We start from the raw sequence: 23955 nt of genomic DNA, 5'->3' as shown, positions 1-23955 counted from the left end.
GAAGGCGAGAAGAGGGCCCGCGACCGAGCGGTCACGGGCCCTCACAAGCGCGAGACGTCTATGAAGGGAACAGCACCGGCAGCCGGTCCAGCCGCGACTCCCAGGTGGAGGCGGTGGAGGTGAGCTCGGCCGGCCCGACGGCCAGGTTCAGCTCGGGCAGCCGCTGGAACAGCACCTCGACGGCCGTCTCGATGATGGCCTGGCCGATGTTCTGGCCGGGGCATTCGTGGGGGCCGCTGCTGAAGGCGAGATGGGCCTGGTTGTCCTGCACGGCGGTCCCGGTGTGCGGGCGCACCTCCGGGTCGGAGTTCCCCGAGGCCAGGCCGAGGACGAGCAGGTCGCCGGTCTTGATCTGCTGGCCGCCCAGCTCGGCCTCCGACGTGGCGAACCGCCCCGGGAGCACGGCCACCGGCGGGGTGTTCCACATCACTTCCTCCACCAGCGCCGTGACGGTCCGCTGCCCGCCGACGACGTCGGCCCGCCGGACCCTGCCGCTGAGGATGAGCTGGAGCACCCGCGCCAGCAGGTTGCTGGTGGTGGTGTGGGCGGCGATGAGCACCAGGCGCAGGTGGTTGTGGACCTCGCCCTCGTCCAGGTCGGCGGGGTGCTGGAGGAGACCGGTGGTGAAGTCGGGCCCCGGCTCGGCCCGTTTGTGCTCGGTGAGCTCCGCGAGCACCCGCATGATCCTCTCGTTGTGCGTGATGGCGTCCTCGCCCCCCTTCATCACCGCGGCGCTGGAGTAGGCCAGGCTCTTGCCCGCGGTCTCCGGGAGCCCGAAGAGCCGGGTCAGCACGAGCATCGGCAGGTACTCGGCGTACTGGATCACCAGATCGGCGCGCCCAGCCGCCGCGAAGTCGTCGATCTGCCGGTGGGCGAAGTGGAGGACGTGCCGGCGTATCCCGCGGCGGGTCACGAAGGCCATGCTGTCGTTCACCGCCCTGCGCAGCCGCTGGTGCGCCGCGCCGTCCTGGGAGACGCAGTCGGGGCGCCAGGCGAGCATCGGGACCAGCGGCGAGTCCTCCGCGATCCGGCCCTCCTTCCAGTCCCGCCACCTGCGGGAGTCCCGGCTGAACTGCCCCGGGCTGTCCAGCACCCGCCGGTTCTCCCGGTAGCCGAGCACCAGCCAGGCCGGCACGTCGCCCTCCAGCAGTACGGGTGCGACGGGGCCGTACTGCTTGCGCAGCCTGGCGTAGATCTCGTACGGCGCGTGCGACGCCTCCGGGCCGTACAGCCGCGTCGTGCCGCCGGCGCCCGCGCGGCCCCGGCGCCCCGCGGGGCATCCGGCGGGCGGCTCCGGGGGCGTGCCCTGGCGCGGGCGGTCGGAGGGCTGGGTGTTCATCGGTGCTCCCCTGCGGCGGCTGACCGCTCCTTGAGGTGGCGGATGAGGGCGATCAGTACGGTGCGGCTGGACAGCCGGTCCCGCGCGTCGCAGGAGATGATCGGCGTGCGCGGGGAGACGGCCAGCGCCTCCCGCACCTCGTCCAGCGGATGGCGCTTGGCGTCGGGGAACACGTTGAGCGCGATGACGAACGGCACGTCCAGCCGCTCCATCTCCTCGATGGCGCGGAAGCTGGAGCGCAGCCGCCGCGTGTCCACCAGCACGACGGCGCCGAGCGCCCCCTTGCACAGGCCGTTCCACAGGAACCAGAAGCGCTCCTGGCCCGGCGTGCCGAACAGGTAGAGCACCAACTGCTCGTTGAGGCTGATCCGTCCGAAGTCGAGGCTCACCGTGGTGCTGCGCTTGTCCGCCACGCCCACCAGGTCATCGACGCCGACGCTCGCCTGGGTCAGGGTCTCCTCGGTGGTGAGCGGCGCGATGTCGCTGACCGAGCCGACCATGGTCGTCTTCCCCGTGCCGAAGCCGCCCGCGACCATCACCTTGACGGAGCGGCTCTCCGCGTGCAGCGACGCCGCCGGGGCAGCGGTACCCGGGGCAGCGGTACGCGGAAAGGCCGGCCGGTCAAAGCCGTTGGAGTCCACTGAGCACCTCCTCGAGGAGCGCGAGGCCCGGACCGTGGCCCTCAGCGCCGGACAGCGGGTCGCGGGATTCCACGTGCCCCTTCTTCAGCAGGTCGGCCACCAGCACCGCGATGATGTTGAAGGGCAGCCCGAGGTGGGCGCCGATCTCGGCGACGGACAGCGGGGCGCGGCACCACCGGAGGATCGCCGCGTGCTCGTGCTGCATTCCCGGCGCCGGCGGTGTGCGGGCGGCGACGAGGGTGGCCACATCGAGGGCACCCGCGCCCGCCGGTTTGCTGCGGCCGCCGGTGAGGACGTAATAGCGCTCGAGCCCCAGCGAATGCGCGCCCCGGTGCGGCTCGTTCATCCAAGCAGCTCCTGCCGCGGAAGCGTGCCGAGGATGTCGCCCATGCGGCGGGCGCAGTCCCGCATCTGGTGCCCCAGCAGGCCCTGGTCGATGCCGCTGTTCGCGAGGGCCCCGAGGTAGGTCTCGTTGCCCGCGCGCACCACGAAGAGGTGGCCGCCGTCGACTTCGATCCCGGCGATCCGCAACTGGCCGCCCTTCTTGGGGAACTGCTTGGCGACGGGCTGCGCCAGCGACTGCAGGCCCGCGACGACGGCGGCGAACCGGTCGGCGTCGTCGGGGTCGGCGCCGTACGCGGTGATGGCCTGCCCGTCGGAGGAGGCCACCAGGGCGAAGTGGATCTCCGGGATGCTCTCCGCCAGTTCGCGGAGTGCCCAGCTCAGGTCGGTCTGGTGCGTCATGTGGCTAGTCACTCTCCGGTTGGTCTTCGGGGCGTTCGTCCGACCCCTCGGTGTGCCTCTCGGCGGGCGTCTCCGCCTGCTTCTCGGCGGGCGTCTCCACGTGCCTCTCACCGCTTATGAAGGCGGCCAGCCCGGTGAACGACTCCTCCGGCGGTACGGAAGAGGTGTCCACCGGCTCCGTGTCCCCGCCCTCGTGCCGCTGCGCGCTCTGCGGCGCGCCCCACTCCGTCGAGGACTGCCGGGTCCGCATGGGCAGCCCGCCCGGCGTGGTGGAGCCCATGAAGGGCTCGTCGTCCTCGGGATCGTCGGGGAAGGGCGCGAAGGGCTCGCCCGAGGCGGCGGGCACGACGGTCACCGCGTGGTCGACGTCATCGGCGCGCTGCGCGGGGACGGCGGCCCGGTGCCGCTCTCCCGGCACCGGGATGGGGCTCAGGGACAGGGGCTTGAAGTGCCGGTGGGGCACCAGCACGATGACGGCCGTGCCGAGCCAGGGCGAGTCGTCGAAGGTGACCGTGATGTCGTGCTTGCGCGCGAGGTTGCCGACCACGATGAGGCCGAGCTGCGCGTTCTCCTCGATCCCTCCGGGGCCTGGCCCCGCCGCGCGGCCGTGCAGCAGCTCCAGGGCGCGCTCCTTCTTCTCGCCCTTCAGCCCCGTGCCGACGTCCAGGATCTCGATGCTCATCCCGTTCGGCACCTCCCTGGCGGAGAGGATCACCTGCTCCGACGGGGGCGAATAGCGCGTGGCGTTGTCTAGCAGGTGGGCGATGATCAGCGTGAGGTGGTCGACCAGCCGGCCGTCCACGCCGGTCTCGGGAAGCCGCCTGAGCTGTACGCGCTTGTACTCCTTGATCCGCCCCAGGCCGCCCCGCACCACGCTGAGCAGCGGCTGCGGTGTCTGCCACTGGCGTCCGGGGCGGTCCGAGCCGCCGATCACCACGATGCTGGCCGCCAGGCAGTCGGCCGGGCCGATCTCCTGGTCCAGCGACATGAGGTCCCGGGCGACGTCGGCGAGGTGCTGGTGCTCGCCCTGCATCTCGTGGAGCTGGGCGCGGAGCTTGTTCGTGTAGACCTGCATCCGGCTGCCGATGCTCACCACCGACTGGCGGGCGGCGCAGCTCCTGTCGAACTCCTCCTCGATGGCGCGGATCGAGGTGAGCAGCACCTTGCGGAAGGCCGCGCGGAACTCCTCCGGCACGTCCGGGTCCTCGGCGAGCGGCGAGAGCACGTCGTCGACGGCCTCGCCGTCGCGCAGCTCGGTGACCGCACGGGGCAGGAACTCCTGGGCCAGCCGCATGACTTCGGCCTTCATGAGCTCCGACTGCCGCTCCACCTTCTCGCGCAGCGTGGAGACCTCGGCCGAGTGCTTCTTCTCCACGGTGTCCAGCCACTGCTGCCACTGCCGGTGTGTCTGCTCGGACTGCGCGGTGTGCTGCGCGGCGGCGTGCCGCAGCCGGCGTTCCGCCTTCAGCAGGCGGCCGACGCAGAGCGCCGTGGTCACCGTGGCCACGGTTCCCGCGATGAGCACGGGCAGCCAGGCGCCGTCGGGCCCCGCCGTCAGGGTGACGACCGTGGCCGCACATATCCCGGCGGGTACGGACCACCAGGCGTGCGAGGCGGTGGGAAACCGGGCCTCGGGTGGGGAAGTGGCAGGTTCCATCTGGGTTCTCTACCGATCGCTCGGGCGGAGTGGGGCGGGGAACGCGGGCTCGTAATTCGTCGCGGGGCGGCCGGAAAACGCCTCGGCGCGCCGCGAGAACGGGGAGCCTAGCGAGCCGCCGTGCCCCGCACACGAGGTGCCGTATTCCGCCATGGGCCGCGCTCGCGCAGATGTCAGCGGAAGCGCACGGCCATGCGAATTCGTGGAGGGAAGGGAATTCCCCGCGGAGGGAAAGGCGCAGTTCCCGGAGAAGTACGCCGTACAACTCCCCTTTTGCGGCGCACTGTTGGGCGGTTGGTCAATAGTGCCCGCGCGCCCCCGAACGCCGCGGGCGCCCCGCGGAGCGCGTGCGTGGTTGCCGAGTGGAGCCCGTACGTGATTGCCGACGGCCATGCGGAGGCGGCCGTGTATGGGGCCGTCACCGGTGCGGCTTCAGGGGGGTGTGCATCGGTGACGGCCCGCCGCCGGCCGCAGGCGACTGGAGAGGGTGGTCAGCAACGCAGCCAGCAGCGAGGCCGACGCCGCACTGCGGGGACTCTCCGGCGGCTTGTCAGTCTGACGGAGGCCGGGGGGACCGGGTTCCCCGGAACCGGAGAAAACGGGGCGAGCGTCGGAGACGGGGAGAGGGTGCGAAGTGTCGCCCCCGGCAGGGTCGTTGGACGACCGGACGCGCGCCGGATCCGCCTCACCGCGTGTGCGAACCGTCCAGCAACTCCCGCAGATACGCTCCCACCTGCGGCAACAGCTCGGGCAGCGGCTGGACCTCCGGGTACCAGCGCTTCTCGTACTCCCAGCACAGCCAGCCGCCGGAGTCCGGCCGCAGCCCGTACTGGGACGCCTCCACGCCCTCCAGATCGCCCGAAGTGGCGGGCGTGCGCTCCCGCGCGTGCCCCAGCAGATCCACCACCTCGCGCAGCGGCAGCACCCCCGCACCTGGCGGCAGCGGCGTGGTGTCCTCCGCTGACGCGACGTCCTTCACCTGTACGTAGCCGAGGTGCGGGGCGAGCAGCCGGAAGCTGGTGTCGGGCGATTCGCCGCCGCGCCAGGTGTGCAGGACGTCCCAGAGGGCGCCGGCCGAGGGGTGGCCGACCGCGGAGAGCACCCGCGCCGCGTCGGCGCCCGTGCGGTGCGAGTCGTGGGTCTCCAGCAGGATGCGGACGCCGAGGTCGGCGGCGAGGGGGGCCATGTGCGCGAGGCGGCGTGCGGCGGTGGCGTCGCCGTCCTCGGACTCCCCGGCGCCGGGGAAGACCCGCGCGTACGGGGCGCCCAGGTCGCGGGCCAGCTCCAGGAGGGCGCCGAGTTCGCCGTACACGGGCTCGTCCTCGCCGGGCGCCGCGACCTTCGGGTAGCCGGCGACGGCGAGGGTCTCGAGGCCGGCGTCCTCGATCTCCTGCCGTGCGGCGCGCCGTTCGTCCTTGCTCATGCCGAGGTGTACGTGCTCCTCGGGGTGGGCCCGGAGCTCCAGGCCGTCGAAGCCGCTGCCCGCGGCGAGGCGTGCGGCCTCGCCCACGGGAACTCCGGGGACGCCGAGAGTCGAGAACGCGAGTCGCATGCTCACACAGCACCAGAAGCAGAGTGCCGCCGACAAGAATGCCGCACCGGGGGCTGCGCGCCGGGTCCGTCGGGTGCGCGGCCGGGCGGGTGCGGGGCAGGGAGGGGGGGGGCTACGCGGCGAGTTACGTGGCGCGCGGCGCACCCGTGGACGCTCGGGCCATCAAGTCCGCGCGGACCGTGGCCACGCCGCCAGGGGGTGGGGGCTCCAGGCCCAGGGCCAGGCGGCCGGCCCGGGCGCCGGCCGCCTGCAGCGGCAGCCGGACCGTCGTCAGTGACGGGGACGCGTCCGCGCTGAACGGGAGGTCGTCGTAACCGGCCACCGATATGTCCTCGGGAATCCGCAGCCCCCGCTCGCGCAGCGCCGCGCACATGCCGAGCGCCACCGTGTCGTTGGCCGCGAGCAGCGCGGTGACACCGGGGTCGCGGCGCAGCACCTCCAGCGCGCCGTCGTACCCGGAGGACCGGTCGTACGCACCCCCGTGCACGGTCAGGCGGTCGGCCTCGGCGAGGAGGCCGGGCGCGCGGTCGGAGAGTTCCGCGCGGTGGCCCTCCAACCGGTGCCGGGTGGTGGTGCGTTCGGCGGGGCCCGCCACGTACCCGATCCTGCGGTGGCCCAGCGACAGCAGATGCCCGGTCAGGCGCCGCGCCCCGCCGCGGTTGTCGAAGGCGAGTGTGACGGGACCGTTCCCGCCGTCCTCGCCCACAGGGCCCGGCAACGGCGGCCGCCCGCACAGCACCACCCGCGCGCCGCCCTCCGCGAGCTGCCGCAGCCGCCCCGCCAGCGCGGTCCGGTGCGCGGCGTCCTCCACCGCGCCGCCGGTCAGCACCACGGCCGCGGCCCGCTGGCGCTGGAGGAGGGTGAGGTAGGTGAGTTCGCGCTCGGGGGAGCCGCCGGTGTTGCAGACGACGGCGAGCTTCTGCCCGGGCCCGGCGTCGGTGCCGGCGCCGTTCCCCATCTCGCTCTGCACCGCGCCCGCGATGATCCCGAAGAAGGGGTCGGCGATGTCGTTGACCAGCACGCCGACGAGGTCGGATGTGGCGGCGGCGAGCGCGCTGGCCGGGCCGTTCACCACGTACTGCAGGTCCTCGACCGCGCGCAGCACCCGCGCCCGCGTGCCCCCGGCCACCGGGTAGTTGCCGCTCAGCACCCGCGAGACGGTGGCGGGGGAGACGCCGGCGCGCGCCGCCACATCGGCCAGGGTCACTGCCATCGCGTCCCACCTCCGAAGTCCTCCACACGCGGGCGCGCATGCCCGCGTCATGGTCTCACCCGCCGAACGGGCCGCCCCCGCACGGCCGTTGATACGTTTCACGATTCCCGTGCGCATCTCTTGCCCGCCCGCGTCCGGCGGCTCTACGGTCCCTTCTCGACGGCAAGCGCTTTCTATCGCGTGTGCCCGGCACCGCACCACCCCCTGTCGCCACGCCCCGCCGCCACTCCCTCCGTGCCCGCCCCAGCTCAAGGAGGCCCCGCCGCATGCCCGTCGAGAACGCCGACAGCGCTGACAACACCGGCAACGCCGAGACCGTCGAGAACCCCGCACCCGGCACCGCGCCCGGCACCGGCGAACCCCGACGCCCCCTCCGCGCCGCCGTCGTCGGCACCGGGGGCATCGTCACCGGCAGCCACCTGCCCGCGCTCCGCGAACACGCCGACCGGGTGCGCCCGGTGGCCGCCGTCGACGTGGACGCCGACCGGCTCGCCGCGTTCACCGCGCAGGCGGGCGGCGGCGTGACCGGGTACGCGTCCGTACCCGGGATGCTCGCGGCCGAGCGCCCCGACCTGGTGCTCATCGGCACGCCGCCGGCCCTGCACGCCGAACAGGCCGTCGCCGCGCTGGAGTCGGGCGCCTGGGTGCTGTGCGAGAAGCCGCTGTGCCTGTCGCTGGAGGAGTACGACGGGATCGCGGCGGCCGAGGGGGAGGGCGGCCCGTACGCGTCCGTGATCTTCCAGCACCGGTACGGGTCGGGCGCCGTGCACGCGCGTGACCTGCTGCGCGGCGGCGATCTTGGACGCCCGCTCGTGGCGCACTGCCAGACCACCTGGTACCGGGACGCGGACTACTACTCCGTCCCCTGGCGCGGGCGGTGGGCCACCGAGGGCGGCGGGCCCGCGATGGGCCACGGCATCCACCAGATGGATCTCCTGCTGCACCTGCTCGGGGACTGGGCGGAGGTGCGGGCCATGGCGGCGCGGCTGGTCCACGACGTGGAGAGCGAGGACGTCAGCACCGCGCTGGTCCGCTTCGCGGGCGGCGCGCTGGCCACCGTGGTCAACAGCGTGCTCAGCCCGGACGAGGTGAGCCGGATACGGATCGACTGCGCGGACGCCACGGTCGAGCTGACGCACCTGTACGGGCACGGCAACGACGACTGGGTCTACACGCCCGCGCCGCACGTACGCGAGGAGGTGCGGCGCACCGCGCGCTGGAGCTCCCCCGACGCCGATGTGCCCAGCTCGCACGCGGCGCAACTGGGCGGGTTCCTGGGCGCGATGGAGAAGGGCGAGCGGCCGCCCGGCAGCGGCGCCGAGGCCCGCAGGACCCTCGAATTCCTGGCCGCGCTCTACAAGTCGGCGCACACGGGGAGCCCCGTACGCGCGGGCGAGATCGGCCCCGGCGACCCCTACTACCGCGCCATGCACGGCGGTCACCCCGAGTGGGCCCCGCGCACGTGAGCCGCGGGCCCATCCGTACGACGTCGATGACGAACGCGCGCACAGGAGGCAAAAGTTGACCTCGCACACCGAAATCGCCGCATCCTCAGCGGAGCGGAAGCTCACCGTCACCCACGCGCACGGCGACCGCATCACCGTGGGCGCTGGCGGCGGTGCGCTGCTGTCGTATGTGTACGCGCCCGATCCGGTGGCCTTCGAGGCGCCCAAGCCCTATGTGCACCCGCTGCGCACCCTCGCCGGGCGGACCGTGAGCGGCTACCGGCCCAACGACCACCGCTGGCACAAGGGCCTCCAGATGACGGCGAGCCATGTGACCGCCGTCCAGGCCCGGGACGGCGGCAGGGAGCAGAACTTCTGGGGCGGCAACTCCTATGTGCACGGCGAGGGTTACCTGCCGCTGCACGAACGCGTCGGTTCCATGCGCCACGACGGTTTCTCCTCCTTCGAGGCGGCGGACGACCGCCTCGACTTCACCGAGGAGCTGACCTGGCGGGCGTACGGGGGCGAGGAATGGGCCCGTGAGCAGCGCAGAGTCGCCGTCCACTCGGTGGACCCCGAGACCTCCTCGTACGCCGTGGACTGGTCCATAGCGCTGACCAACACTCACGGCGGCGAGCTGCGTTTCGGGTCGCCCACCACGCACGGGCGGGAGATGGCGGGCTACACGGGGCTCCAGTGGCGCGGGCCGCGCGACTTCACCGGCGGGCGGGTGCTGACGCCCGAGGGGCCGAGCACCGACCAGCGGACGATGGGCACTCCGGCGGACGGCTGCCCGTGGATCGCCTTCACCGGCGAACACGACGACGTGGACGGCCACTCCACGCTGGCCTTCGCGCACGCGCCGGAGAACGCGGAGGGCGTGCACGCCTCGCACTGGTTCGTGCGGTCCGAGCCGATCCCCTCGGTGGCCTTCTCCTGGGCCTTCTTCGAGGAGTTCGCGCTGCCGCCCGGCGCCTCCTTCGCGTACCGCTACCGCGTGCTGGTGGCGGACGGCGCGTGGGAGGCACCGGACATCGCCCGCCATCTGAAGTCCCTGGCCTGGTGAGGGGGTCGGCCATGAACAGCGAGGTTTCCGCGTACGACCTGCCCCTGCCCGGCGGCATCGGGCTCTCGCATATCAGCGCGTACGACTGGGAGGCCGCCGACGGCGTGTGCGGGGGCAGTCCGCACATCCATCTGGCCTGCACCGAGGCGTACGTGGTGACCGCGGGACGCGGCGCGGTGCAGACGCTGAGCCCGCGCGACGGGTACGGGGAGACGCCGCTGGAGCCCGGGGCGCTGGCCTGGTTCGCGCCGGGGACCGTGCACCGGATGGTGAACGGCGACGGGCTGCGGGTCACGGTGCTGATGCAGAACGGCGGGCTCCCGGAGGCGGGGGACGCGGTGTTCACCTTCCCGCCGGAGGTGCTGGCCGACCCGGAGGCGTACGCCGCTGCCGCCGCGTTGCCCGCGAAGGAGGGGCCCGAGGCCGACGCGGCCGCGCGCAAGCGCAGGGACCTCGCGGTCGAGGGCTATCTGCGGCTGCGCGAGGCGACGCGGGAGGGCGACCACGCGCCGCTGCACGCCTTCCACCGGGCGGCCGCGCGGCTCGTGGCGCCCAGGATCGCGGCCTGGCGCGAGCGCTGGCGGCACGGTGCGCTCGCCGCCGCCGAGCGCACCGGTGAGCACCTGGACGCCCTTGCCGAGGGCGACGCCTCGCACCTGGCGACGGCACGCGCGCACGCGGCGGGGCCCACCCGGCACGGCGGCTACGGCATGTGCGGGCGCCGCGAGGAGTACGAGCTGCCGGGCGCCACGCTCCCGTACTACGGCGAGTGAGCGCGGAATCCCCGAAGGCCAACCGAACCGAAAGGGCCCTGGCATGCCCGGTACCAGGACGAGGGTGTCCTGCGCCGCGACCGCGCTGGCGCTGTGCGCGGCGCTCGCGGGCTGCGGCGGCGACGCCGGCGCTGCGGGCGGCAAGGTGACGCTCCGCTTCACGTGGTGGGGCAACGCCGACCGCGCCGCGCTCACGGACAAGGCGGTCGCCGCGTTCGAGAAGACGCACCCGGACATCGACATCCAGACCTCGTACGCGCCGTACGAGTCCTACAAGCAGAAGCTGGCCACCCAGGCCGCGGGCGGGGACGCGCCCGATGTGATGCAGCTCGACTACCGGCAGATCAGCCAGTACGCGGGCTCGGGCGTGCTGCGCGACCTGAGCACCGTGCGGCGCACCCTGCCGACCGGCGCGATGCCGCACAGCCTCCTCAAGTCGGGCCGGGTGGGCGGCAAGCAGTACGCGCTCCCGATGGGCGTCGGCACGCAGGCCATGGCGTACGACAGGAAGGCGTGGCGCGAGGCCGGGCTGAAGGAGCCGAAGCCGGGCTGGACCTGGGACGACTGGGAGTCGGCGGTGCGCCGGCTCAAGAAGGCGAACGGCGTGTACGGGATGACCGACCCCGGCTCCTTCGAGGACTGGTTCGAGGTGTGGCTGCGCGGCCGGGGCAAGGAGCTGTACGACGCGAAGGGGCAGGCCGCCTTCACCGCGGGCGACCTGGACCGCTTCTGGTCGTACGCGACGAAGCTGCGCAAGGAGGGGCTGGTCAGCCCCGCGACCTCCACGACGCAGATGGACGGCTCGGTGGAGAACGCGCCGATGGGGCGCAAGCAGGCGGTCGCGGAGTTCAACTGGGACGCGCCGTCGGCCGGTTACGAGGCGATGGTCGGCAAGAACCTGGCGCTGGCCCCCATGCCCTCGGGCGCGGACGGCACCCCTGGCCAGTACTTCAAGCCCGCGATGCTGGTCGGCATCGCCGCGAACAGCGAACACCCGCGGGAGTCGGCGCAGTTCATCGACTTCCTGCTCAATTCGCGCGAGGGGACGAAGATCCTCGGAGTGGACCGCGGGCTGCCCGTGAACGCCACGGCGCGCGCCCGGGTCGTACCGAAGCTGACCGGTTTCCAGAAGGAGATGGCCGACCTCCAGAAGAAGCTGACCGGGAGGCTCAAGGAGCCGCCCGCCGCGCCGCCGCGCGGCGACAACGCGCTCCAGTCCGTCTTCGGCCGCGACTACGACCAGGTGGCCTTCGAGCGCGCGACGCCCCGCCAGGTCGCCGAGGACTTCCTGACCGAGGCACGAGCGGAGTTGAGGCCCTGATGTCCCCAGCGATGTCCGCAGCCACCGCGACCGGGACGCGGGCCGCGCCGCCGGGCCCAGGGCTCGAACCCCCTGGCGGACCGCGCCGCCGCCCCAAGCGTGAACGGGAGGGCGCCGCCTGGGTGTTCCTCTCCCCGTGGGTGCTGGGCGCCGTCGTGCTGACCCTGCTGCCGATGGCGGTCTCGCTCTACCTGTCCTTCACCGACTACAACCTCTTCGACCCGCCGTCCTGGGTCGGGCTGCGCAACTACCGGCAGATGTTCACCGAGGATCCGCGGCTGCTGCGCTCGGTCCTGAACACCCTGCTGTACGTGGTGATCGCGGTGCCCCTCCAGCTCGCCTTCGCGCTCGCCGTCGCGGTGGCGCTGAAGTCCATGCGGCGCGGCAAGGGCTTCTACCGCTCGGCCTTCTACGCGCCCTCGCTGCTCGGCGCCTCGATGAGCATCGCGCTGGTGTGGCGCGCGCTGTTCAACGACGGCGGCACCGTGGACAGCGTGCTGAGCGGTCTCGGCGTCCACATGGGCGGCTGGATCAACCAGCCCGGATGGGCGCTGCTGAGCGTGGCGCTGCTCACCGTGTGGCAGTTCGGCGCCCCGATGGTGATCTTCCTGGCGGGACTCCAGCAGATACCCCAGGAGCTGTACGAGGCGGCGGCCGTGGACGGCGCGGGCAGGTGGCGGCAGTTCGCCTCGGTGACCATGCCGATGCTCTCTCCGGTGGTCTTCTTCAACCTCGTGCTCCAGACCATCCAGGCGTTCCAGGTCTTCACCCCGGCGTTCGCGGTCAGCGGCGGCAGGGGCGGCCCGGCCGACTCCACGCTCTTCTACACGCTCTACCTCTACGACCGGGGCTTCACCGCCTCGCACATGGGCTACGCCTCGGCGATGGCGTGGATGCTGCTGCTGGCCATCGCGGTGGTCACGGCGGTCCTCTTCCGCACGTCCCGCGCCTGGGTCTTCTACGCGAACGACACGTCCAACGGCACGAGTGGGGAGGGGCGTTGATGACCACGGCAACCGAAGCGCCGGCGCCTTCGCCGCGTACCGAAGGAGCCGGAGGGGCGCCCGGTACGGGCCGGAGGAAGCCGGTCGACTGGCCCCGCCTGGCCGTGCACGCCGCCTGCCTCGCCGTGCTGCTGGTGATGCTCTATCCGCTGGCCTGGCTCGTGGCGACCTCCTTCAAGCCCGCCGACGAGATGCTCTCCAGCTTGGCGCTGCTGCCCTCGCGGCTCGCGGCGGAGAACTACGGGACGGCGGCGGAGGGCATCGAGGGCGTCTCGCTTCTCCGGCTGTTCGCGAACTCGCTGACGATCTCCGCAGGGGCCGTGCTGGGCAACGTGCTGAGCTGCTCGCTCGCCGCATACGCCTTCGCGCGGCTGCGGTTCAGGATGCGCGGGCCGCTCTTCGCCTTCATGATCGCGACGATCATGCTGCCGCACCACGCGGTGCTGATCCCGCAGTACATCGTCTTCAACCAGCTCGGCATGGTGAACACCTTCTGGCCGATGGTGCTGCCGAAGTTCCTGGCCACCGACGCCTTCTTCGTGTTCCTCATCGTGCAGTTCATGCGCGGGCTCCCGCGCGAGCTGGAGGAGGCCGCGAAGATCGACGGCTGCGGGCCCTTCCGCACCTTCGCGCGGGTCATCCTGCCGCTGACCAGGCCCGCGCTGGTGACCACCGCGATCTTCACCTTCATCTGGACCTGGAACGACTTCTTCACGCAGCTCATCTACCTCTTCGAGCCGGAGAAGTACACGCTCACCCTGGCCCTGCGCACCTTCGTGGACACCTCCAGCCAGTCCGCGTACGGCCCGATGTTCGCCATGTCGGTGCTGGCGCTGCTGCCCGTGGTGCTGTTCTTCCTGGCCTTCCAGCGGCTGCTGGTCGAGGGCATGGCCAGCTCCGGAATGAAGGGCTGAGCCCCCATGAGCGCACAAGTGCGGGACCGCGGCGAGCTGTTCGGCCCCCGCTTCGAGCTGTTCGCCGACGTGCTGGCCCTCGGCCTGGCCACGGCGCTGGCCTGCCTGCCGCTGGTCACCGTGCCCGCCGCGCTGGCCACCGCGTGCGCGCTGCTGCGGCGGCGACGGCTGTACGGGGAACCGTGCACGGCGGGCCGGTACGTCACCGCCCTGCGCGCCCGGCGGTGGCGCGCCGACCTGGGCGCCGGCGCGCTGCTGGTCGCCGGCTGCGCCCTGCTGGCCGCCGATGCGGGGCTGGCCGGTGCGGGGCTGCCGTTCGCGGTGCCGTTCGCGGTGTTCCTCGCCGTGGCGGGGTCGGTGGCCGCCGTGGTGGGGCTGCGCGCCTGCGTCGTGCAGGAGCCCTCGTACGGGTGGCGGCGCGCGGCCCGCGAGGGGGCCTCGCAGGCGGCGCGGGACCTTCCCGGCTCGGGCCTCGTGCTGCTCGCGCTGGCGACGGCAGCGGTGTGCGCGTGGGCCATGCCGCCGGTGCTGTTCCTGGTGCCGGGGCCGCTGGCGGGCGCGCTGACGGGGGTCGAGACGCGCGCCGGGTGAGAGGTCCGGCGTCACCGAAAGCGCCCTTGTGGGGCGGAAGTTGGGCGGCCTAGCGTGCCGCGGGAGAAAGCGCTTGCTGTATCCGGGCCGACGCCGGCCGGGGGAGAAGAGAGGAACCACGTGACACGCAGGACAGTGCGGATCGCCATGAACGGCGTGACCGGACGGATGGGGTACCGCCAGCACCTGGTGCGCTCGGTGCTGGCACTCCGCGAACAGGGCGGCCTCGACCTGGGCGGCGGCGAGGTGCTGTGGCCCGAACCCGTGCTGGTGGGGCGCCGCGACCACGCCCTCAAGACCATCGCGGAGCGGCACGGCCTGGACGAGTGGAGCACCGACCTGGACGCGGTGCTCGCCGACCCCTCGATCGACCTCTACTTCGACGCGCAGGTCACCTCGGCCCGCGAGGAGGCGGTGCGCAAGGCGATCGCGGCGGGCAAGCACATCTACGCGGAGAAGCCCACCGGCACCAGCCTGGCGGGCGCCCTGGAGCTGGCCCGCCTCGCGCGGGACGCGGGGGTGCGGCACGGGGTGGTGCAGGACAAGCTGTTCCTGCCGGGTCTGCTGAAGCTCAGGCGGCTGATCGACGGCGGCTTCTTCGGCCGGATCCTGTCCGTACGGGGCGAGTTCGGCTACTGGGTGTTCGAGGGCGACTGGCAGGAGGCACAGCGCCCGTCCTGGAACTACCGCGCCGAGGACGGCGGCGGGATCGTGAGCGACATGTTCCCGCACTGGGAGTACCTGCTGCACAACCTCTTCGGCAGGGTCCGCACCGTGCAGGCCCACGCGGTCACCCACGTACCGCGCCGCTGGGACGAGAACGGCGAGGCGTACGGGGCGACCGCGGACGACGCGGCGTACGGCGTCTTCCAACTGGACGGGCCGGCTGGCGAGGAGGTCCTGGCGCAGATCAACTCCTCTTGGGCGGTGCGGGTGTTCCGCGACGAGCTGGTGGAGTTCCAGGTGGACGGCACCGAGGGCTCGGCCGTCGCGGGGCTGCGGCGCTGCCGCGCGCAGCACAGGTCGGCCACGCCGAAGCCGGTGTGGAACCCGGACCTCCCGGCCGGCGAGTCCTTCCGCGAGCAGTGGCAGGAGGTGCCGGACAACGGCGAGTTCGACAACGGCTTCAAGACCCAGTGGGAGCTGTTCCTGCGGCACATGGCGCTCGGCACCCCGTACACCTGGGACCTGCTGGCCGGCGCGCGCGGCGTGCAGCTCGCGGAGCTGGGCCTGCGGTCCTCGGCCGAGGGGCGCCGCCTGGACGTGCCGGAGCTGGCGCTGTGAGCGGCCGCAGCATCCAACTGCCGGACGCGGGAGGGCGGTTGCGCGCGTACACCCCGCGCGCCGAGCCCGCCGTGCGCCGCCCGGACGCCTCCGGGCCGCCCCGGTCCCGTACGGTGCTCGCCGCTGCGCACGTGGTGGCCGATCCGTACGCGGACACCTCGCCGGACGGTCCCGCCGCGCTGGACTGGGAGGCGACGCTCGCCTTCCGGCGGCACCTGTGGGCGCACGGCCTCGGCGTGGCCGAGGCCATGGACACCGCGCAGCGCGGCATGGGCCTGGACTGGGCCGGAGCCGCCGAGCTGATCGAGCGCTCCGCTTCCGAGGCCCGCGCGGTGGGCGGCCACCTGGCCTGCGGGGTCGGCACCGATCACCTCGCGGGTCCGGCCCGCTCCCTGGACGAGGTGCGGACGGCGTACGAGGAGCAGCTCGGCCACGTGGAGAAGGCCGGAGCGCAGCCCGTCCTCATGGCCTCCCGCGCCCTCGCGGCGCTGGCCGGCGGCCCCGAGGACTACGCGCGGGTGTACGGCGAACTGCTCCGGCAGTCCGCGCGCCCGGTCGTGCTGCACTGGCTGGGCCCCATGTTCGACCCGGCGCTCACCGGCTACTGGGGCAGCGAGGACCTGGACGAGGCCACCGACGCGTTCCTGGCGATCATCGCCGGGCACCCGGAGAAGGTGGACGGCGTGAAGGTCTCGCTGCTCGACGCGGACCGCGAGGTGGCGCTGCGCCGCGCGCTGCCGGAGGGCGTGCGCTGCTACACGGGCGACGACTTCCACTACCCGGAGCTGATCGCGGGGGACGAGCGCGGGCACAGCGACGCCCTGCTGGGGATCTTCGATCCGCTGGCGCCGCTGGCCTCGGAGGCGGTGCGGTCCCTGGACGCCGGGGACACGGAGGGCTTCAGGACCGTGCTCGCCCCCACCGTCCCCCTGGCCCGGCACCTGTTCGGCGCGCCCACCCGCTACTACAAGACGGGCGTGGTGCTGCTCGCCTGGCTCGCGGGCCACCAGGAGCACTTCGTGATGCCCGGCGGCCTCCAGTCGGCCCGCTCCCTGCCGCACCTGGCCCGCGCGTACGAACTGGCCGACGGCCTGGGCCTGTTCCCCGACCCGGACCTCTCCCTCGACCGCATGAGGAAGCTGCTCGCCGTGTACGGAGTCCCGCGATGACCGAAGCCCGCGCCACGACCGGCACCCGGGACCTGTCCCGCTTTTCGATCAACCAGCAGACCGTGAAGCAGCTCGCGCTTCCCGAACTGGTCGCCGAGTGCGGCAGGTTGGGCGTCGGCGCCGTGGGGCTGTGGCGGGAACCCGTACGCGAATTCGGGCTGGAGAAGGCCGCGCGGCTCGTGCGGGACGCGGGGATGACCGTCACCTCGCTGTGCCGGGGCGGCTTCTTCACCGCCGAGGACCCGGGGGAGCGGCGCCGGGCGCTGGAGGACAACCGCGCCGCGCTGGACGAGGCCGCCGCGCTCGGCACCGGCGTCCTGGTGCTGGTCTCCGGGGGCCTGCCCGCCGGCAGCCGCGACCTCGCGGGCGCGCGCGAACGGGTCGCCGACGCGCTGGCCGAGCTCGCCCCGTACGCGGCCGAACGCGGCGTGCGCCTGGCGATCGAGCCGCTGCACCCCATGTACGCGGCCGACCGCTGCGTCGTCTCCACCCTCGGTCAGGCGCTGGACCTGGCCGGACGCTTCCCCGCCGAACAGGTCGGGGTGACCGTGGACACCTACCACCTGTGGTGGGACGAGCGCGTGCCGGAGCAGCTCGCGCGCGCGGGAGCCGGGGGCCGCATCGCGCTGTTCCAACTGGCCGACTGGGTCACGCCGTTGCCCGAGGGCGTGCTGGTGGGGCGCGGGCAGCTCGGGGACGGGGCGGTGCCGCTGCGGGAGTTCCGCGAGACCGTCGACGCCGCGGGGTACGCGGGGCCCGTGGAGGTGGAGCTGTTCAACGAGCGGCTCTGGGCGCGGGACGGCGCCGAGGTGCTGGCCGAGACCGCGGAGCGGTACCTGCGGCACGCCTTCTGACCTTCACGGCACGCGTTCTGAATTTCTCGTTCCGGGTCTACAACCCTTGGCCGTTGACGCGTGTCATACCTGGCATCGGACTTCCTTTGAGGGGGGCTCGCGGGGAGGCCGAGGGGGAAATGGGGGGGCGAGGGCCCGGCACCGGGAACGGTGCCGGGCCCTTCCACATCCGCTGCGCGTGCACGCTCAGAAGCGGTCGGCGTTCTTCTTCGTCACGGCCTTCACCGGCACCTGGATGGACTTCTCCACGCTGTCGCCGTTGGCCACCCGCACCGCGTTGCGCACGGCCATCCTGCCCAGCTCGCCCGGCTGCTGGGCGATCGTGCCGCTGAGCGTCCCCTTCTTCACGGCCTTGACCGCCTCGGGCGTCCCGTCGAAGCCCACGATCTTGACCTCGGTCCCGGCGCGCGGGCCGAGCGCCTTGGCCGCGCCGAGCGCCATCTCGTCGTTCTCCGCGAACACGGCCCGCACGCCCGGGTGCGACTGGAGCACGTTGGTGGTCACATCCAGCGCCTTGGCGCGGTCGAAGCCGGCGGTCTGGCGCGCCGCGACCTTGAGCCCCGAGTGCTTCTTCAGCCCCTTGGCGAAGCCCTCGCCGCGCTCCCTGGAGGCCGAGGTGCCCGGGGTGCCGCGCAGCACCAGCACCTCGCCCTGCCCGTCCAGGAGTTCGCTGACCTGGTCGGCCGCCATCTTCCCGCCGCCCACGTTGTCCGAGGCCACCGTGGTCTTCACGCCGTCGCCATTCACGCCGCGGTCGGCGGCGACCACGGGGATGCCGGCGTTCTGCGCGGCCTTCACGGCGGGCACGGCCGCGTCGGAGTCCACCGGGTTGACGATGACGGCCTTCATGTTCTGCGAGGTGAAGTTCTGCACCTGGTTGGTCTGCTGGGAGGCGTCGTCCTGCGCGTCCTGCACGGTGAGTTCGGCGCCCTCGGTCTTCGCCTCGGACTCGGCGCCCTTCTTCATCTCCACGAAGAACGGGTTGTTGAGCGTGGACAGCGCCATGCCCAGCTTCACCGGGGACTTCTCACCCCCCGACGCCGTCTTCTGGGTGCCGCACCCGGTGGCGGCGAGTGCGAGCGAGGCGGTCAGGAGAACCGCCGCCGCGGCCGTGCGCTGTCTGTTGCTCTTGCTCATTGCTGCATTCCTTGCAGTCGGTGGCAGGGGAGCGGAACGACGTGCCTGTCCCGTGGCGCTCAGTGGTGCGCCCGGCCGGGCCTGACCGGCCGGGGTGGTGCCTGGGTGGTGCCTGTGGTGCGAGTGGTGCAGATTGTGTGTGCGATGTGAATCGTACGGATCATGTGCGGCGGCGCAATGTGTCGATGAGAACGGCGACCGCGATGACGCCGCCGATGACCACCTGCTGCCAAAAGGCGGACACGGCAAGGAGGTTGAGGCCGTTGCGCAGCACGGCCAGCACCAGGGCGCCGACCAGCGTTCCCGACACCTTGCCGACCCCGCCCGCGAGGCTCGCCCCGCCGATCACCACGGCGGCGATCGCGTCCAGTTCGTACCCCGTGGCCGCCTGCGGCTGGGCCGAGGCGAGCCGCGAGGCCAGCACGATCCCGGCGACCGCGGCGAACAGCCCGGACAGCGCGTACACCGCGAGCTTCTGCGGCCGCACCCTGATCCCGGAGAGCCGCGCCGCCTCCTCGTTCCCGCCCATCGCGTACATCGCGCGCCCGGTGTACGTGCGGGCCAGGATCAGTGCGGCGAGCAGCCCGGTCGCGGCGAGGACCAGCACCGGCACCGGCAGGGTCCCGCCGAGGTCGCCGCCCACCCAGGCCACCGACTCCGGCAGCAGGATGGGGCTGCCCTGCGAGACGACCAGCGCCAATCCGCGTGCGGCGGACAGCATGGCCAGGGTCGCGATGAACGGGGGCAGCTTCCCGTACGCGATCAGCGCGCCGTTGAGCAGGCCGCAGGCGCCGCCCGCCGCGAGCGCGGCCAGTACGCCGAGCCAGCCCGGCCAGCCCTGCTGGGTCGCCGTCCAGCCGAGCACGATCGCGGAGAACGCGGCGACCGAGCCCACCGACAGGTCGATGCCGCCGCTCACGATCACGAAGGTCACGCCGAAGGCGAGGATCGCGGTGACGGCCGCCTGCACGCCGACGTTCAGCAGGTTCCTGGTGCTGAGGAAGTCGGGCGAGAGCAGGGCCAGCGCGAGGGTGAGCGCGACGAGGCCGCTCAGCGCGCCGTTGTCCAGCAGCAGCCTCCGTACGACTGGCGGAAGTCGGAATCCTCTGCTGCCCGGAGGGGCGGGCGGTGGCTGGGACGTCTTCTCGGTGTCGGTGGCCATGCATTCCCCTCCGTCCGGTCACGCGGCACGCCGCGCGCGGTCCATCGCGGTGTGCCGCACAAAGGCGTGATCATGCCAAATACCCCTGCCGCGCCGGAAGTTGCCGAACGGCGTGAATCCGCCCGTGACATGACGCGCCGCCCGTGACATGCCATGACACCCGTGATGCCGCGCCGCCCGGAACCGGAGCCGGGGACTCCCGCGCTGTCGGAGGCGGGGGCTACCGTCTGCTCATGACCTTCCAGCCCGCCGTGCTCGAGGGGGTCCTTGAGCGCATCACGTACGCGAACGAGGAGAACGGGTACACCGTCGCCAGGGTCGACGGCGGCCGCGGCGGCGACCTGCTCACGGTCGTCGGCTCGCTGCTGGGCGCGCAGGTGGGCGAGTCGCTGCGGATGGAGGGCCGCTGGGGTTCGCACCCGCAGTACGGGCGCCAGTTCCACGTGGACAACTACACGACCGTCCTCCCCGCCACCGTCCAGGGCATCCGCCGCTATCTGGGCTCAGGGCTGATCAAGGGCATCGGCCCGCGTACGGCGGAGAAGATCGTCGACCACTTCGGCACCGCGACCCTGGAGGTGATCGAGGAGGACGCGCAGCAGCTCATCCAGGTCCCGGGGCTCGGCCCGAAGCGCACCAAGAAGATCGCCGCGGCCTGGGAGGAGCAGAAGGCCATCAAGGAGGTCATGGTCTTCCTCCAGGGCGTCGGCGTCTCCACCTCCATCGCCGTGCGCATCTACAAGAAGTACGGCGACGCCTCCATCTCCGTCGTGAAGAACCAGCCCTACCGCCTCGCCTCCGACGTCTGGGGCGTCGGCTTCCTGACCGCCGACCGCATCGCGCAGTCCGTCGGCATCCCGCACGACAGCCCCGACCGGGTGAAGGCCGGGCTGCAGTACGCCCTGTCCCAGTCCACCGACCAGGGCCACTGCTTCCTGCCCGAGGAGCGGCTGATCACCGAGGCGGTGAAGCTGCTCCAGGTCGACACCGGGCTTGTCATCGAGTGCCTCGCCGAGCTCGCCGCAGAGGAGGAGGGCGTCGTACGCGAGACCGTCCCCGGCGAGGACGGCCAGCCCGTCACCGCGGTCTATCTCGTCCCCTTCCACCGCGCCGAAGTGGCGCTCTCGGCCCAGGTGTCGAGGCTTCTGCGCGCGGACGAGGACCGGCTGCCCGCCTTCGCGGACGTCGACTGGGACGCCGCGCTGGGCTGGCTTGCTTCGCGCACGGGGGCCGAGCTGGCGCCCGAGCAGCGGGACGCGGTGCGGCTCGCGCTCACCGAGAGGGTCGCGGTGCTGACCGGCGGGCCCGGCTGCGGCAAGTCCTTCACGGTGCGCTCGGTGGTCGAGCTGGCGCGCGCCAAGAAGGCGAAGGTGCTGCTCGCGGCGCCCACGGGCCGGGCGGCGAAGCGGCTGGCCGAGCTGACGGGCGCCGAGGCGTCCACCGTGCACAGGCTGCTGGAGCTCAAGCCCGGCGGGGACGCGGCGTACGACAGGGACAGGCCGCTGGACGCCGACCTCGTGGTGGTGGACGAGGCCTCGATGCTCGATCTGCTTCTGGCGAACAAGCTGATCAAGGCGGTGCCCCCGGGCGCCCACCTCCTGCTGGTCGGCGACGTGGACCAGCTCCCCTCGGTCGGCGCGGGCGAGGTCCTGCGCGACCTGCTGGACGGGGCGGGGCCCGTGCCCTCCGTGCGCCTCACCCGCATCTTCCGCCAGGCACAGCAGTCCGGGGTGGTCACCAACGCGCACCGCATCAACTCCGGCACCCCGCCGGTCACTCAGGGGCTGCGCGACTTCTTCCTGTTCGTGGAGGACGACACGGAGGAGGCGGGGAAGCTCGCGGTGGACGTGGTGGCCCGGCGCATCCCCGCGAAGTTCGGCCTCGACCCGCGCCGCGACGTGCAGGTGCTGACCCCCATGCACCGCGGCCCGGCCGGCGCGGGCAACCTCAACGGGCTCCTCCAGCAGGCGGTGACCCCGGCGCGCCCGGGCCTGCCGGAGAAGCGCTTCGGCGGCCGGGTCTTCCGCGTGGGCGACAAGGTCACCCAGATCAGGAACAACTACGAGAAGGGCGCGAACGGCGTCTTCAACGGCACCGTCGGCGTGGTCACCGCGCTGGACACGGACGACCAGCGGCTGACCGTGCGCACCGACGAGGACGAGGAGGTGGGGTACGACTTCGACGAGCTGGACGAGCTGGCGCACGCCTACGCCGTCACCATCCACAGATCCCAGGGCAGCGAGTACCCGGCCGTGGTGATTCCCGTCACCACGGGAGCCTGGATGATGCTTCAGCGCAATCTGCTCTATACGGCCGTGACCAGGGCGAAACGCCTTGTGGTGCTGGTCGGTTCGCGCCGCGCGCTGGGGCAGGCGGTGCGCACCGTCTCGGCCGGGCGGCGCTGCACGGCGCTCGCCCACAGGCTCCGTGGTGCGCCGGGGGCCGCAGGGGGTATGCCGGTGACGAGGGACGGCTCCGGGGGTGACCGCCGGAGCGTGAAGGGTGCAGGATGTTCCTGAAAGGCACTGCGTGCCACCTAGGAGCCCATTGGACGACCCCCAGTGCACCGCACGGCACTTGATGGGGGACAGTGGAGTGAGTCAGGGCACCTCGAAGAAGAGGCACTACGTCGGTGAGGGATGACGTGAGCGACAACTCTGTAGTACTGCGGTACGGGGACGGCGAATACAGCTACCCGGTCGTCGAGAGCACCATTGGTGACAAGGGCTTCGACATCGGAAAGCTGCGTGCCGAGACCGGTCTGGTGACCCTGGATTCGGGCTATGGCAATACGGCCGCGTACAAATCCGCCATCACCTATCTCGATGGCGAGCAGGGAATTCTCCGCTACCGCGGATATCCGATCGAGCAGCTCGCCGAGCGCGGCACGTTCATCGAGACCGCGTACCTGCTGATCAACGGCGAGCTGCCCACCGTCGACGAGCTCGCCCGGTTCAAGAACGACATCACGCAGCACACGCTGCTGCACGAGGACGTCAAGCGGTTCTACGACGGCTTCCCGCGCGACGCCCACCCGATGGCCATGCTGTCCTCGGTCGTCAGTGCACTGTCGACCTTCTACCAGGACAGCCACAACCCGTTCGACGAGGAGCAGCGCAACCTCTCGACGATCCGGCTGCTGGCCAAGCTGCCCACCATCGCCGCCTTCGCGTACAAGAAGGCCATCGGCCACCCGGTGGTGTACCCGAGCAACGACCTCGGCTACGTCGAGAACTTCCTGCGGATGACCTTCTCCGTGCCGGCCGCCGAGTTCGAGCTGGACCCGGTCGTCGTCAGCGCCCTGGACAAGCTGCTCATCCTGCACGCCGACCACGAGCAGAACTGCTCCACCTCCACGGTCCGCCTGGTGGGCTCCTCGCAGGCGAACCTGTTCGCCTCGATCTCGGCCGGCATCAACGCGCTGTGGGGCCCGCTGCACGGCGGCGCGAACCAGAGCGTCCTGGAGATGCTCCAGAAGATCCAGGCCGACGGCGGCGACGTCGACTCCTTCATCCGCAAGGTGAAGAACAAGGAAGACGGCGTGAAGCTGATGGGCTTCGGGCACCGCGTCTACAAGAACTTCGACCCCCGCGCGAAGATCATCAAGTCGGCCGCGCACGATGTGCTCTCGGCCCTCGGCAAGAGCGACGAGCTTCTCGACATCGCCCTGCGTCTGGAGGAGCACGCGCTCTCCGACGACTACTTCACCGAGCGGAAGCTCTACCCGAACGTGGACTTCTACACCGGGCTGATCTACCGCGCGATGGGCTTCCCGAGCAGCATGTTCACCGTGCTGTTCGCGCTCGGCCGGCTGCCGGGCTGGATCGCCCAGTGGCACGAGATGATCAAGGAGCCGGGCTCCCGCATCGGCCGCCCGCGCCAGGTCTACACCGGCGAGGTGCTGCGCGACTACGTGCCGGTGGAGTCCCGCTGAGCGGCTGCCACTGACGTGGCGAGCGCCGCTTCGCGTGACGGAAGGGCCCGGTGCTGTGGGCCCGGGCCCGTCCGTATGTGCACCTATGTGAGGAGACCTAGGTAACAGCAATAGCGGGGTAAACATTGAGGGGGGGGGAGGGGGTAACCCGGTGG

General features: G+C 72.3%; 19 protein-coding genes and 1 pseudogene. 12 read left to right on the top strand and 8 right to left on the bottom strand.

What is annotated here, in order from left to right; translation table 11 throughout:
- Nucleotides 1-58 precede the first annotated feature (58 nt).
- The 7 genes from ABEE00_RS35280 to ABEE00_RS35250 all read right to left on the bottom strand — a co-directional run bounded on the left by ABEE00_RS35280 (nt 59) and on the right by ABEE00_RS35250 (nt 7146).
- On the bottom strand, nt 59-1339 hold the full coding sequence (locus ABEE00_RS35280) for a cytochrome P450 (protein WP_345749905.1): 1281 nt from the start codon (nt 1337-1339) through the stop codon (nt 59-61).
- Nucleotides 1336-1980, bottom strand: coding sequence for a GTP-binding protein (locus tag ABEE00_RS35275; RefSeq protein WP_451918744.1), 645 nt, complete (start codon nt 1978-1980; stop codon nt 1336-1338). The genes ABEE00_RS35280 and ABEE00_RS35275 overlap by 4 nt, the downstream gene beginning before the upstream one ends.
- Entirely contained in the window at nt 1961-2326 is a 366-nt protein-coding gene (locus ABEE00_RS35270; protein ID WP_345749904.1) for a DUF742 domain-containing protein, read from the bottom strand. Before ABEE00_RS35270 ends, ABEE00_RS35275 begins: the two co-directional genes overlap by 20 nt.
- Nucleotides 2323-2724, bottom strand: coding sequence for a roadblock/LC7 domain-containing protein (locus ABEE00_RS35265; protein WP_345749903.1), 402 nt, complete (start codon nt 2722-2724; stop codon nt 2323-2325). The genes ABEE00_RS35270 and ABEE00_RS35265 overlap by 4 nt, the downstream gene beginning before the upstream one ends.
- Nucleotides 2725-2728: 4 nt before the next feature.
- Nucleotides 2729-4381: an ATP-binding protein gene (locus tag ABEE00_RS35260; protein ID WP_345749902.1), complete on the bottom strand. Its 1653-nt coding sequence runs from the start codon at nt 4379-4381 to the stop codon at nt 2729-2731.
- A gap of 685 nt (nt 4382-5066) precedes the next feature.
- A complete protein-coding gene (locus tag ABEE00_RS35255) occupies nt 5067-5933 on the bottom strand; it encodes a sugar phosphate isomerase/epimerase family protein (protein WP_345749901.1) in 867 nt (288 codons plus the stop codon).
- 124 nt (nt 5934-6057) lie between these two features.
- A complete protein-coding gene (locus ABEE00_RS35250) occupies nt 6058-7146 on the bottom strand; it encodes a LacI family DNA-binding transcriptional regulator (RefSeq protein WP_345749900.1) in 1089 nt (362 codons plus the stop codon).
- A 266-nt stretch (nt 7147-7412) separates the two neighbouring features.
- Here ABEE00_RS35250 and ABEE00_RS35245 point away from each other — a divergent pair, with 266 nt between their 5' ends.
- From ABEE00_RS35245 to ABEE00_RS35200, 10 genes are all read left to right on the top strand, one after another.
- Nucleotides 7413-8612, top strand: coding sequence for a Gfo/Idh/MocA family protein (locus ABEE00_RS35245; RefSeq protein ID WP_345749899.1), 1200 nt, complete (start codon nt 7413-7415; stop codon nt 8610-8612).
- Between the two features lie 55 nt (nt 8613-8667).
- Nucleotides 8668-9657 carry a DUF6807 domain-containing protein gene (locus ABEE00_RS35240; protein ID WP_345749898.1) on the top strand — a complete coding sequence of 330 codons (990 nt, stop codon included), beginning with the start codon at nt 8668-8670 and terminating at the stop codon, nt 9655-9657.
- Nucleotides 9658-9668: 11 nt separating this feature from the next.
- The gene (locus ABEE00_RS35235) at nt 9669-10430 is read left to right on the top strand and encodes a cupin domain-containing protein (RefSeq protein ID WP_345749897.1); all 762 of its coding nucleotides are present in this window, start codon (nt 9669-9671) and stop codon (nt 10428-10430) included.
- A 43-nt stretch (nt 10431-10473) separates the two neighbouring features.
- Nucleotides 10474-11751: an ABC transporter substrate-binding protein gene (locus ABEE00_RS35230; RefSeq protein ID WP_345749896.1), complete on the top strand. Its 1278-nt coding sequence runs from the start codon at nt 10474-10476 to the stop codon at nt 11749-11751.
- An 11-nt stretch (nt 11752-11762) separates the two neighbouring features.
- Entirely contained in the window at nt 11763-12755 is a 993-nt protein-coding gene (locus ABEE00_RS35225) for a carbohydrate ABC transporter permease (protein ID WP_345749895.1), read from the top strand.
- The gene (locus ABEE00_RS35220; protein ID WP_451918743.1) at nt 12755-13669 is read left to right on the top strand and encodes a carbohydrate ABC transporter permease; all 915 of its coding nucleotides are present in this window, start codon (nt 12755-12757) and stop codon (nt 13667-13669) included. Before ABEE00_RS35225 ends, ABEE00_RS35220 begins: the two co-directional genes overlap by 1 nt.
- 6 nt (nt 13670-13675) lie before the next feature.
- Nucleotides 13676-14260 carry a hypothetical protein gene (locus ABEE00_RS35215; RefSeq protein ID WP_345749894.1) on the top strand — a complete coding sequence of 195 codons (585 nt, stop codon included), beginning with the start codon at nt 13676-13678 and terminating at the stop codon, nt 14258-14260.
- A 120-nt stretch (nt 14261-14380) separates the two neighbouring features.
- The gene (locus tag ABEE00_RS35210; RefSeq protein ID WP_345749893.1) at nt 14381-15544 is read left to right on the top strand and encodes a Gfo/Idh/MocA family protein; all 1164 of its coding nucleotides are present in this window, start codon (nt 14381-14383) and stop codon (nt 15542-15544) included.
- Nucleotides 15541-16713 carry a dihydrodipicolinate synthase family protein gene (locus ABEE00_RS35205; protein ID WP_345749892.1) on the top strand — a complete coding sequence of 391 codons (1173 nt, stop codon included), beginning with the start codon at nt 15541-15543 and terminating at the stop codon, nt 16711-16713. The genes ABEE00_RS35210 and ABEE00_RS35205 overlap by 4 nt, the downstream gene beginning before the upstream one ends.
- On the top strand, nt 16710-17567 hold the full coding sequence (locus ABEE00_RS35200; RefSeq protein WP_345749891.1) for a sugar phosphate isomerase/epimerase family protein: 858 nt from the start codon (nt 16710-16712) through the stop codon (nt 17565-17567). The genes ABEE00_RS35205 and ABEE00_RS35200 overlap by 4 nt, the downstream gene beginning before the upstream one ends.
- Nucleotides 17568-17753: 186 nt before the next feature.
- Here ABEE00_RS35200 and ABEE00_RS35925 read toward each other — a convergent pair.
- Nucleotides 17754-19866: pseudogene (locus ABEE00_RS35925) on the bottom strand (ABC transporter permease/substrate-binding protein).
- A gap of 233 nt (nt 19867-20099) precedes the next feature.
- On the opposite strand from ABEE00_RS35925, the gene recD2 reads away from it, so the two are divergent.
- Entirely contained in the window at nt 20100-22385 is a 2286-nt protein-coding gene (recD2, locus tag ABEE00_RS35185) for an SF1B family DNA helicase RecD2 (RefSeq protein ID WP_345749890.1), read from the top strand.
- A gap of 125 nt (nt 22386-22510) precedes the next feature.
- Entirely contained in the window at nt 22511-23800 is a 1290-nt protein-coding gene (locus ABEE00_RS35180; protein ID WP_345749889.1) for a citrate synthase, read from the top strand.
- Nucleotides 23801-23955 lie beyond the last annotated feature (155 nt).

Origin of the sequence: Streptomyces odontomachicola, assembly GCF_039605595.1 — a bacterium.
In the GTDB taxonomy this organism is placed as follows: domain Bacteria; phylum Actinomycetota; class Actinomycetes; order Streptomycetales; family Streptomycetaceae; genus Streptomyces.
This window is presented reverse-complemented; position numbering and strand designations above follow the sequence as displayed.

Coding starts and splice junctions, on each gene's coding strand:
- ABEE00_RS35280 (WP_345749905.1), bottom strand. CDS start 1,339: ATGAACACCCAGCCCTCCGACCGCCCGCGCCAGGGCACGCCCCCGGAG.
- ABEE00_RS35270 (WP_345749904.1), bottom strand. CDS start 2,326: ATGAACGAGCCGCACCGGGGCGCGCATTCGCTGGGGCTCGAGCGCTAT.
- ABEE00_RS35265 (WP_345749903.1), bottom strand. CDS start 2,724: ATGACGCACCAGACCGACCTGAGCTGGGCACTCCGCGAACTGGCGGAG.
- ABEE00_RS35260 (WP_345749902.1), bottom strand. CDS start 4,381: ATGGAACCTGCCACTTCCCCACCCGAGGCCCGGTTTCCCACCGCCTCG.
- ABEE00_RS35255 (WP_345749901.1), bottom strand. CDS start 5,933: ATGCGACTCGCGTTCTCGACTCTCGGCGTCCCCGGAGTTCCCGTGGGC.
- ABEE00_RS35250 (WP_345749900.1), bottom strand. CDS start 7,146: ATGGCAGTGACCCTGGCCGATGTGGCGGCGCGCGCCGGCGTCTCCCCC.
- ABEE00_RS35245 (WP_345749899.1), top strand. CDS start 7,413: ATGCCCGTCGAGAACGCCGACAGCGCTGACAACACCGGCAACGCCGAG.
- ABEE00_RS35235 (WP_345749897.1), top strand. CDS start 9,669: ATGAACAGCGAGGTTTCCGCGTACGACCTGCCCCTGCCCGGCGGCATC.
- ABEE00_RS35230 (WP_345749896.1), top strand. CDS start 10,474: ATGCCCGGTACCAGGACGAGGGTGTCCTGCGCCGCGACCGCGCTGGCG.
- ABEE00_RS35225 (WP_345749895.1), top strand. CDS start 11,763: ATGTCCGCAGCCACCGCGACCGGGACGCGGGCCGCGCCGCCGGGCCCA.
- ABEE00_RS35220 (WP_451918743.1), top strand. CDS start 12,755: ATGACCACGGCAACCGAAGCGCCGGCGCCTTCGCCGCGTACCGAAGGA.
- ABEE00_RS35215 (WP_345749894.1), top strand. CDS start 13,676: ATGAGCGCACAAGTGCGGGACCGCGGCGAGCTGTTCGGCCCCCGCTTC.
- ABEE00_RS35200 (WP_345749891.1), top strand. CDS start 16,710: ATGACCGAAGCCCGCGCCACGACCGGCACCCGGGACCTGTCCCGCTTT.
- recD2 (WP_345749890.1), top strand. CDS start 20,100: ATGACCTTCCAGCCCGCCGTGCTCGAGGGGGTCCTTGAGCGCATCACG.